This is a genomic window from Actinoplanes sp. NPDC020271, assembly GCF_044388125.1.
GTDB lineage: Bacteria > Actinomycetota > Actinomycetes > Mycobacteriales > Micromonosporaceae > Actinoplanes.
Genome location: NZ_JBIRWQ010000003.1, coordinates 603,449 through 612,629, shown reverse-complemented (window position 1 = coordinate 612,629; position 9,181 = coordinate 603,449). Strand labels below are relative to the sequence as shown.

Here is a 9,181-nt window from a genome sequence, read left to right as displayed (position 1 = left end):
TGCACTGCTGGAGGCCTTCACCTGTTCGCGAGATGGATCAACAATCCTCAGATCGAGTGGTCACACTTCCTCGACCAACGTCCCCGGATATCACATCTAGGCCACGCCGCAGCCTCGGGTGATCGGCGGTACACGGCTTAGAGGCCGGCCGCTTCCAGCAGGTGGAGCAGTGCCGCGGCGTACGCCTCCTCGGCGGACGGTCCGGGGAACGCGAGTGTCTCGCCGAGCAGCACGATCCGCACCCGGTAGCCACCGCCGGCCCGGTCCAGGGCGTGAAACGTCCCGCCGAGCAGCTCCCGCAGCTGATCCTCGCGCGGCAGCCAGACCGTCTCGTCGATCTCCACGTCGTCGAGCGCCCACTCGGTCGTGCCGTTGAACCCGATGATCCGCCCTTCCGGCCGGTCGTGGACCTGGATCGTCATGTTGCTGAGCACGAACATCTCGTCGTCCAGGTCCCGGTCGGGGATCGCGAACCGGTCCCCGGGCCGGGGCTTCCAGATCAGTCCGGCTGCCTTGAGCTGCCGTGCCATGTGCATGCCGAGCACTTTTTGACCTCCGTACCCGTGATAGAGTCATCGGCGTTGTCAGTTTGGTTCCCAAGTACTCAGGAGCGCCTGTGGGGAAGTCTGCCCCAGGCGCTCTTTGTCGTAACCCGGGTTTCTCCGGTACGGGCGATCAGTACGGCGACACGAGTCCCGCGAATTGCGGGTCTTATTACCTCGTTCCTGTCCATAATGGGCGGGAGCGATCGACCGTCGAGGAGACGATCATGGTTACCGGCGTAGTGAAGTGGTTCAACGCGGACAAGGGCTTCGGATTCATCACCCCTGACGACGGCGGCGCCGACGTCTTCGCCCACTTCTCCGCGATCCAGATGTCGGGCTACCGCAGCCTGGAGGAGAACCAGCGGGTCGAGTTCGAGGTGACCCAGGGCCAGAAGGGCCCGCAGGCCGCGAACATCCGTTCCGTCTGATTCGCGTTGATCACCGGCCGCCGCTCGGTGGTCGCTGACAACGTGTGACTGTGACACGGCGCCGTACCCACCCGGGTGCGGCGCCGTTTCCGTCCCCACCGCGATGTCCGCCGTCGCCCGGCCCTGCCTCCCGGTTGGTCCTGGGGTGCGCCGGGGGCGCGAGACACCCGTGACAACCAGCCGAGCAGCGCGAGGTGCGCCGGGGGTTCCCGGCTGGCTGGTTCTGGGTGGTGTCTCAAAAGGCGTGGGGTATCTCTGAGGACCGGTTACGGGCGCTCGCGGATGGCGGGACGGTGCGGGCCGCGGGAGTGCGCGGGGCGTTTCGATCCGGCGGGCCGGTGCTACGGCCGTACGGCGGAATCGGGAAAGGTCCGGGGAGGGCGACCGTGGGCCCACAGCGGGCAAGGCCCCGGGACACGCCCGGGGCCTTGGTGGTCTTTTTCGGTCAGAAGCGTCAGACCGCGGCCGGCGAGGGCAGCGGCGCGGTGCCCCCGAGGTGCGCCGGGAGCCACCAGCGGTCGTCGTCGCCGGACGGCTTGTCCGGGTAGGCCCGCTGGGCGGCGTCGAGCAGCGTGGTGAGCCGCTGCTTGAGCGTCGCGGTGACCGCCTCGGTGGTCGCGCCCGCGGGCAGGTGGATCGCCTCGCCGATCGTGATGAGGACCGGCACGTGCCGCTTGGTGAGCTCTTTCTTCCGGCCTTTCGTCCACAGCCGGTGCGGACCCCAGACCGCCATCGGGATCAGTGGCACGCCGGCCTCCTGCGCCATCCGCGCGGCGCCGGTCTTGAGCTCCTTGATGGTGAACGACTCGCTGATCGTCGCCTCGGGGAAGACGCCGACCACCTCACCGTTCTTCAACGAGGTGATGGCCTCGCGGAACGCCGCGGTGCCGGCCTTGCGGTCGACCGGGATGTGCCGCATGCCGCGCATCAGCGGACCGCTCACCTTGTGGTCGAAGACCTGCTTCTTCGCCATGAAACGGACCAGGCGCTTGGCCGGTTGGGTGCCGAGGCCACAGAAGATGAAGTCCAGGTAGCTCGAGTGGTTGCTGGCCAGAACCGCCCCGCCCGTGGTCGGGATGTTCTCCCCGCCCTCGATCTCAATCTTGAGGTCGAGCACGCGGAACATCGTCTTGGCGAGGGCGACGACCGGGGGATACACCAGTTCCATGGCAGCACGGTAGCGGACATTTCTGGGAAACGACTGGGCCGGGTGCACTTTCCCCAGGTGCGTTTCGGCGGTTGTCAGCCTTGTGGTGTTCACTGGTGGTCATGTCCGAGCCGCACCCGCAGGAGCCCGTCTGGTCCCGGCCGGGCGGGGCCTGGTCGTCCGGCGCGGTGACCGGTCTTCCCCCGCTCGTGGCGCCGCCCCCGGCGCCGGAGCCACCGAAGCGGGTCGATCCCGAGCAGCAGCGCCGCCGCCAGCTGATGATTTTCGGCGGAGTGGCCGGCGTGATCCTGGCCGGTGGGCTGATCGTGCTGCTCGTCCTGCTCTTCGGCAGTGAGGGCAATCCGTTCGGCGGCCGGGCGTCCGGGCCGACCGACGTCCGCCCGCCGCTGGCCCAGGCGTGCCCGGCACCGAGTGACGCACCGAGCGGCGCGGCCACCCCGGCGCCCGCGTCCCCGCCGGCCGTCACCGGCGACCGGACGGTGGACGAGCAGGCCGGCATCTCGTACAAAAAATATGGAGCGCCCTGGCTCACCTGGAACGAGGTGTGGAAGGCCGGGACGCTGGAGGTGCCCTACCGGGTGGGGCAGCACTTCGTCACCGAGATCTACGGCGGCGGGGAGTACCACGCCTCGATCCTGTCCGCGGCGGTCCCGGCGGCCGACAACGACGCGGTCTCGCTCGACCTGGAGTGCGTGGGCCGGCAGGTCGCGGCGGACGTGCGCGCCAACTACTACCCCCAGCCGAACACGCTCGACGCCATCCGCGACGAGGTCACCACGCTGGGCGGCCTCCCGGCCTACGTGAGCGAGTTCCGGCTGCACTTCCACGAGGCGGGACTGACCGCCACCTCGGAGTTGTCCGCGGTGGCGGTCATCGACGTCGGCAAGCCGATGGCCGCCGTGCTCTACATTTCCATCCCGAGCACGCACCAGCAGCTCGATCCGGTGATCGACGAGGTGCTGGCCTCGGTCCGGCCGATCTAGTTGCCGGTCAGGCCCCAGCGCCGGCGCAGGGCGTTGTCGGCCACGTTGAACAGCTGGTCGATCACGATGCCGATGACCAGGACGACCAGGATGTAGCTGATCACCAGCGGGGTGTCCGACAGGTCGCGGGCGTTTTGCATCCGTACGCCGATGGAGACCGTCCCGGGCACGATGACCAGCAGTTCACCGGCCATCAGGCTGCGCCAGGAGAACGCCCAGCCCTGCTTGAGCCCGGAGACGAAGGACGGCAGCGACGCCGGCAGGATCAGGTGCCGGTACCGGGCGAGTCCCTTCATGCCCATCACCTGGCCGACCCGCAGCCAGGTCCGGGGGACGTAGTCGATGCCGCTGATCAGACCGTTCGCCACCGACGGGGCGGCGCCGATCACGACCACGAACATGATCGCCTGCTCACCGAGCTGGAACAGCAGGATGGCCAGCGGGAACCACATGATCGACGGCATCGTCTGCAGACCGGTGATCAGCGAGCCGATCGCGGCCCGCAGCGGCGCGAAGCGGGACACCGCCGCGCCGATGACCGTGCCGATCGCCACCGCCAGCGCGAAGCCGGTGATCGCCCGGGTCATGGTCAGGCGTACGCCGTCCCAGAATTTCGGCTCGGTGAGCAGGTCCTTGAAGGTCGCCCAGACGTCGAGCGGGGAGGGGAAGACGTAGGCCGGCTTCCACTCGGCCAGGTAGACCAGCTCCCACGCCAGCACGACGATGGCGATCGCCAGCAGCTTGGGCCAGGCGCTGTTCCAGATCCGCAGGCCGAGCCGGCCCTTGTCCTTCTTCGGCTCGAGTTCGAGCGCGTCGAGGCCGCTGACCTGGTCGTAACCCGGTTTCTTGAGCGCCTGCGGTGCCGGGCCGATCCCCTCGGCGCCGAGGGTGCCCTCCAGGCCGGCGCGGGTGCCTGCGTACTTCATCGGGGCGGGCTCAGTGGGCATGACGGGCGACCTCCGCGCGGAGCCGGTCGGTGATCTCGGCGGCCTGGCCGGAGACCTCGGGGGAGTCGATGCGCCGCGGGCGCTCGTGGGCGATCGTGAAGTCCTCGATCACCCGGCCGGGACGGCTGCTCAGCAGGATGACCCGGTCACCGAGCCGGACCGCCTCGCGCACGTTGTGCGTCACGAAGAGCACGGTCAGGTTCTGCTCGCGCCAGATCCGCTCCAGCTCGTCGTGCAGGATGTCGCGGGTCATCGCGTCGAGCGCGCCGAACGGCTCGTCCATCAGCAGGACGTCGGCGTTCTGGGCGAGGGCCCGGGCCAGCGCGACCCGCTGCCGCATGCCGCCGGAGAGCTCGTGCGGCCGTTTGCCGGCGAAACCGCTGAGCCGGACGATCTCCAGCAGCTCCTCGGCGCGCTTGCGGCGCTCGGCCTTGCCGATGCCCTGCAGCCGCAGCGGCAGCTCGACGTTGCCGGCCACCGAGAGCCAGGGGAAGAGGGCGGCTTCCTGGAACATCAGCGCGACCTTGCGCCCGCCGGTGTCCAGGGTGCCACTGCTGATCCGGTCGAGGCCGGCCACCAGCGAGAGCAGCGTGCTCTTGCCGCAGCCGGAGGCGCCCAGCAGGCAGACGAACTCGCCCTGCTCGACGTCCAGGGAGACCCGGTCGAGGGCGAGCAGGGCGTCGCTCCCCGACCCGTACGTCTTGGAGACGTTCTCGATGCGTACGACCGCTTCGGTCCGTACGCCGGTGGTTTCGAGGATGCTCATGCTCTACTCGCCCTCCCGTCAGTCCGTCAGGATGCCGCGGCGTCGCTGACCGCGGGCTGTCCGTCCGCCTTGAGCAGCTCGTTCAGCGGCCCGAGGTCGTAGATGCCCTTCAGGTCGACCTTGTCGAGCAGGCCGACCTCCTCCGCGTGCTGCGCGCTGGTGTAGAGCGAGGACGCGATCGGGTCGTTGGTGAACTTCAGGTTCTTGAACGCCGCCGCGAGGATGTCGTCCTTGAGCGCCTTGCCGGTCAGGGACTCGATCTGGGCGTTGGCCGCCTTCTGCGCGTCGGCGTTGTTGTCGGTGATGTACCTGACCGCCGCGATGTGGCCCTTGAGCAGCTTCTTGACCGTGCCCGGGTATTCCTTCAGGAACTTCTGGCTGACGATCAGGTGCGTGGTGACGAACTCCTGGTTCGGCCAGAGGGTCTTCTCGTCGACCAGCAACTTGCCCTTGGACTCCAGCACCAGCTTGCTCAGGCTGGGCTCGGGAACCCAGGCGCCGTCGATCGCACCCTGGGCGAACGCCTGCACGGCGGTCGCGTTGTCCTGCGGGAGGACGGAGACGTCGCCGCCGCCGTTGGTGTCGGCGTTCAGCCCGTTGGACTTGAGCCAGGCGCGCAGGGCCACGTCCTGCGTGTTGCCCAGCTGCGGGGTGGCGATCTTCTTGCCCTTGAGGTCGGCCGGACCGTTGATGGTGTCCTTGACGACCAGGCCGGCGCCGCCCGAGGTGCTGCCCGCGATGATCTTCAGCGCGGAGCCCTTGGACTTGGCCCAGCCGTTGATCGCCGGGTTCGGGCCGATGTAGGTGGCGTCGATCGCACCGGAGAGCAGCGCCTCCAGGGCCGCCGGGCCGGCGTTGAAGGTCTGGGTCTGCAGCTCGGTGGTGCCCAGGGCCTCCTTGAACAGGCCCTTGTTCACGCCGACGAGAGCCGGCGCATGGGTGATGTTCGGGAAGTAACCGAGCTTGATGGTCTTCGCCTCGGCCTCGGCGCCCGCGGCGGTGTCGGCCTTCTTGTTGCTGTCGTCGTCGGATCCGCAAGCGGCCAGAGCAGTCGTGGCCGCGACGGCGGCCGTGGCAAGGGCGAGCGCACGAAGGGTGCGGGAGCGCATGCTCAACAACTCCTAGCTGTTATTGATTGAGGTGGTGGAGAGTTCGGCCAGGGTCCGGTGGTCGACCACGCCCTCGATGGCCGCTTCGACGGCGATCCACACGTCGTGCAGCGCGGTCGCCGCCCCGTGATAGGTCGCGGTGGCGGTCGGCAGCCCGCGGACCGTGGTGAGTGCTCCGCCGGCGGCGCGGACGACGTCGCCGACGGTGATTTCCCCGGCCGGGCGGGCCAGGGCATATCCGCCGTCCACGCCGCGGTGGCTGTGCAGCAGCCCGGCGCGGCGCAGATCGAGCAGGATGCCCTGCAAGAAGCTCAGCGGGATGTCCTGCGCGGCCGCGAGCCCGGCCGCCTTGACGAGACGCGGGTGCGCGGCGGTGACGGCGAGCATGGCGCGGACGGCGTAGTCCGTGCGTGCCGAGACGTACACAGCGGTGCTCCCTCCCGTTGGATCAATCTTTGCTTAATCTATCTGCTGGATGGGAATAGTGGAGCAGATGGGTTTGGTGCGTCAAGCGCTCGACCGGATGACGGGACCGAGACGCCCGTCTCTTTCCGCCGCCACAGGTAGTCCCGCGAGTGGTCACGCAGCGCGCTAATGTCACCTCGTGGCGTCCAGAATCCAGATCCCCGCGACGAAATACCCGGTCGAAAGGTTCACGCTCGCCAACGGCCTGCGCGTTGTCCTGTCACCGGACCGCAGCGCACCGGTCGTCGGCGTGGCCGTCGTCTACGACGTGGGCATCCGCAGCGAGCCCGAGGGGCGGACAGGCTTCGCCCACCTCTTCGAGCACCTGATGTTCCAGGGCTCGGAGAACCTGGAGAAGCTCGCGCACTTCCGGCACGTGCAGGGCGCCGGCGGCAGCTTCAACGGCTCCACCCACCTGGACTACACCGACTACTTCGAGGTGCTGCCCGCCGGCGCGCTGGAGCGGGCGCTCTTCCTGGAGGCCGACCGGATGCGCGGCCCCCGCCTGACCGAGGAGAACCTGCGCAACCAGGTCGACGTGGTCAAGGAGGAGATCCGGGTCAACGTGCTGAACCGGCCCTACGGCGGCTTCCCCTGGCTGAAACTGCCGCCGGTGATGTTCTCCACGTTCCCCAACGCCCACGACGGCTACGGCTCGTTCGAGGACCTGGAGAGTGCCACCGTCGCGGACGCGCAGGGCTTCTTCGACAAGTACTACGCCTGCGGCAACGCGGTGCTCTCGGTCGCCGGCGACTTCGACGTGGCCGAGGCGACCGCGATGATCGAGCGGCACTTCGGCGACGTCCCGGCCCGCCCGGCCCCGGTGCTGCCCGCCTTCGACGAGCCGGATCTGGACGGCGAGCGCCGCGAGTCGTACACGGATCGCATCGCCCCGCTGCCGGCGGTCGCCGCCGGTTACCGGGTGCCCGACCCGATCACCGCCTTCGAGGCGTACCTGCCGTTCTCGGTCCTCGCCGAGGTGCTCACCGACGGCGACGCCTCCCGCCTGGTCGAGCGCCTGGTCCAGCGCGACCGCTCGGTCACCAACGTCGGGGGCTACCTCGGCTTCATGGGCGACGAGTACCAGGTGCGCAACCCCACCGCGCTGCTGCTGCAGGCGCACATGCCGCCCGGTGGCGACGCCGGCAAGGTGCTGCGCACGGTCGACGAGGAGCTGGACCGCCTGGCCGCCGACGGCCTCCAGCCCGGCGAACTGGAGCGCACCCAGGCGCGCATGTCGGCCCGCCTGCTGCAGGGCACCGACGAGGTGCTCGGGCGGGCCCTGCCGATGGCCGTGCTGGAGCTGCAGCGCGGCCGCCCGGGCCTGCTCAACGAGCTGCCCAAGCTGATCAGCGAGGTCACCGCGGAGCAGATCGTGACCGCTGCCGCCACCCTGCGGCCCGAGCGCCGTGCCGTCGTCGAAGTTCTCCCCGGAGCAGGACAGTGACCAAGACCCTGCCGGATCTGATTCCGGACACCGAGCTGACCCTCCCGCCGCAGGCCGAGCGCAAGCTGCCGAACGGGCTGACCGTGATCGCCATCCGCCGCGCCGCGGTCCCGCTGGTCGAGGTGCGGTTGCGCATCCCGTTCGGCCGGGCCCCGCTGGCCGCGGCGACCCTGCTCTCCCAGGCGCTGTTCACCGGCACCGGCTCGATGTCGATGCTGGAGATCGCCGCCGAGCTGCAGGCGGTCGGCGGCGGCCTGGGCGCCGGCCTCGACCCGGACCGGCTCCAGATCAGCGGCAACGCCCTCGCCGGCGGCCTCGGCCGGACCCTGGAGATCCTGGCCGGGGTGCTGACCGACGCGACCTACCCGGCCGAGGAGGTCGTCACCGAGCGGGAACGCCTGGTCGACAACATCCAGGTCGCCCAGAGCCAGCCGAGCCACCTGGCCCGGGTCGCACTCCTGCGGCGGATGTTCGCCGACCATCCGTACGCGGTGCAGACCCCCACCGCGGAAGAGGTCCGCGCGGTCGAGCCGGCCGCCCTGCGCGAGCTGCACGCCGACCGTGTCCGCCCGGACGGCTCGATCCTGGTCCTGGTCGGCGACATCGACCCGGAACAGGCCATCGACGTGGCCGAGAAGCAGCTCGGCGGCTGGAGCGGCGTCGCGCGCGACGGCGACATCCCGTCCACCCCGGCGCTGCGGCCCGGCGCGCTGCTGCTGGTCGACCGGCCCGGCTCGGTGCAGTCCTCGCTGCGCATCGCGCTGCCGGGGCTGACCCGCACCGACCCCGACTACGCCGCGCTGGCGCTGGCCAACCTGGTCTTCGGCGGCTACTTCTCGTCCCGCTGGGTGGAGAACATCCGGGAGGACAAGGGGTACACGTACGGTTCGCACTCGGTGATCGAGCACTTCGCGGCCGGCTCCTCGCTGGTCGCGGCGGCCGACGTGGCGACCGAGGTGACCGGGCCCTCGCTGCTCGAGACCACCTACGAGCTGGGCCGCATCGCCAGCCTCCCGCCCGGCGAGGAGGAGCTCGAGCAGGCCCGGAGGTACGCGCTGGGCGCCCTGCGCCTGGGCATGTCCACCCAGTCCGGGCTGGCCGCGCTCGCGAGCGTCTACGCCGGTTTCGGGCTGCGCCTCGACCACCTGCGCGAGCACTCGGACCGGCTTGCCTCGGCCACCCGTGAGCAGGTCGCGGCCGTCGCGGCCGAGCACCTGGCCCCGTCCCGCGCGGTGACCGTGGTCCTCGGTGATGCCGAGAGGATCGAGGCTCCGCTCGCCGCCCTGACCCCGGTGGAGCGCGAAACGCTGTGACCAGCACCGA

At 69.9% G+C, this 9,181-nt stretch carries 10 protein-coding genes; 4 read left to right on the top strand and 6 right to left on the bottom strand.

All coding sequences use genetic code 11. From position 1 onward, the window contains the following. Positions 1-137: 137 nt before the first annotated feature. Positions 138-536 carry a pilus assembly protein CpaE gene (locus ACH442_RS10140; RefSeq protein ID WP_396337585.1) on the bottom strand — a complete coding sequence of 133 codons (399 nt, stop codon included), beginning with the start codon at positions 534-536 and terminating at the stop codon, positions 138-140. 233 nt (positions 537-769) lie between these two features. On the opposite strand from ACH442_RS10140, the gene ACH442_RS10135 reads away from it, so the two are divergent. Continuing rightward, positions 770-973 carry a cold-shock protein gene (locus ACH442_RS10135; protein ID WP_014447450.1) on the top strand — a complete coding sequence of 68 codons (204 nt, stop codon included), beginning with the start codon at positions 770-772 and terminating at the stop codon, positions 971-973. Positions 974-1,427: 454 nt separating this feature from the next. Here ACH442_RS10135 and ACH442_RS10130 read toward each other — a convergent pair whose 3' ends face one another. Further along, positions 1,428-2,141, bottom strand: coding sequence for a lysophospholipid acyltransferase family protein (locus ACH442_RS10130; RefSeq protein WP_396337584.1), 714 nt, complete (start codon positions 2,139-2,141; stop codon positions 1,428-1,430). Positions 2,142-2,242: 101 nt separating this feature from the next. Between ACH442_RS10130 and ACH442_RS10125 the strand changes: the two genes are divergently transcribed. Next, on the top strand, positions 2,243-3,124 hold the full coding sequence (locus ACH442_RS10125) for a hypothetical protein (protein ID WP_396337583.1): 882 nt from the start codon (positions 2,243-2,245) through the stop codon (positions 3,122-3,124). On the opposite strand, the gene ACH442_RS10120 is transcribed toward ACH442_RS10125, so the two are convergent. Genes ACH442_RS10120 through ACH442_RS10105 form a run of 4 tightly spaced genes read right to left on the bottom strand, consistent with a single transcriptional unit; the run spans position 3,121 to position 6,372 of the window. Then, a complete protein-coding gene (locus tag ACH442_RS10120; RefSeq protein ID WP_396337582.1) occupies positions 3,121-4,071 on the bottom strand; it encodes an ABC transporter permease in 951 nt (316 codons plus the stop codon). The two genes, ACH442_RS10125 and ACH442_RS10120, sit on opposite strands and share 4 nt — an antisense overlap. After that, positions 4,061-4,837, bottom strand: a complete 777-nt coding sequence (locus tag ACH442_RS10115) for an ABC transporter ATP-binding protein (RefSeq protein ID WP_396337581.1) — start codon at positions 4,835-4,837, stop codon at positions 4,061-4,063. The genes ACH442_RS10120 and ACH442_RS10115 overlap by 11 nt, the downstream gene beginning before the upstream one ends. A 26-nt stretch (positions 4,838-4,863) precedes the next feature. Next, positions 4,864-5,946: an ABC transporter substrate-binding protein gene (locus ACH442_RS10110; RefSeq protein ID WP_396337580.1), complete on the bottom strand. Its 1,083-nt coding sequence runs from the start codon at positions 5,944-5,946 to the stop codon at positions 4,864-4,866. A gap of 12 nt (positions 5,947-5,958) precedes the next feature. Then, positions 5,959-6,372, bottom strand: coding sequence for an RrF2 family transcriptional regulator (locus ACH442_RS10105; protein WP_396337579.1), 414 nt, complete (start codon positions 6,370-6,372; stop codon positions 5,959-5,961). 178 nt (positions 6,373-6,550) lie between these two features. Between ACH442_RS10105 and ACH442_RS10100 the strand changes: the two genes are divergently transcribed. Further along, complete coding sequence (locus ACH442_RS10100; protein ID WP_396337578.1) at positions 6,551-7,858, top strand: M16 family metallopeptidase; 1,308 nt, start codon at positions 6,551-6,553, stop codon at positions 7,856-7,858. Beyond that, complete coding sequence (locus tag ACH442_RS10095) at positions 7,855-9,171, top strand: M16 family metallopeptidase (RefSeq protein ID WP_396337577.1); 1,317 nt, start codon at positions 7,855-7,857, stop codon at positions 9,169-9,171. The genes ACH442_RS10100 and ACH442_RS10095 overlap by 4 nt, the downstream gene beginning before the upstream one ends. Positions 9,172-9,181: the final 10 nt, after the last annotated feature.

Bases quoted from the DNA above. Each gene is read 5' to 3' on its own strand.
- ACH442_RS10140 (WP_396337585.1), bottom strand. From the start codon at position 536: ATGCACATGGCACGGCAGCTCAAGGCAGCCGGACTGATCTGGAAGCCC.
- ACH442_RS10135 (WP_014447450.1), top strand. From the start codon at position 770: ATGGTTACCGGCGTAGTGAAGTGGTTCAACGCGGACAAGGGCTTCGGA.
- ACH442_RS10130 (WP_396337584.1), bottom strand. From the start codon at position 2,141: ATGGAACTGGTGTATCCCCCGGTCGTCGCCCTCGCCAAGACGATGTTC.
- ACH442_RS10125 (WP_396337583.1), top strand. From the start codon at position 2,243: ATGTCCGAGCCGCACCCGCAGGAGCCCGTCTGGTCCCGGCCGGGCGGG.
- ACH442_RS10120 (WP_396337582.1), bottom strand. From the start codon at position 4,071: ATGCCCACTGAGCCCGCCCCGATGAAGTACGCAGGCACCCGCGCCGGC.
- ACH442_RS10115 (WP_396337581.1), bottom strand. From the start codon at position 4,837: ATGAGCATCCTCGAAACCACCGGCGTACGGACCGAAGCGGTCGTACGC.
- ACH442_RS10110 (WP_396337580.1), bottom strand. From the start codon at position 5,946: ATGCGCTCCCGCACCCTTCGTGCGCTCGCCCTTGCCACGGCCGCCGTC.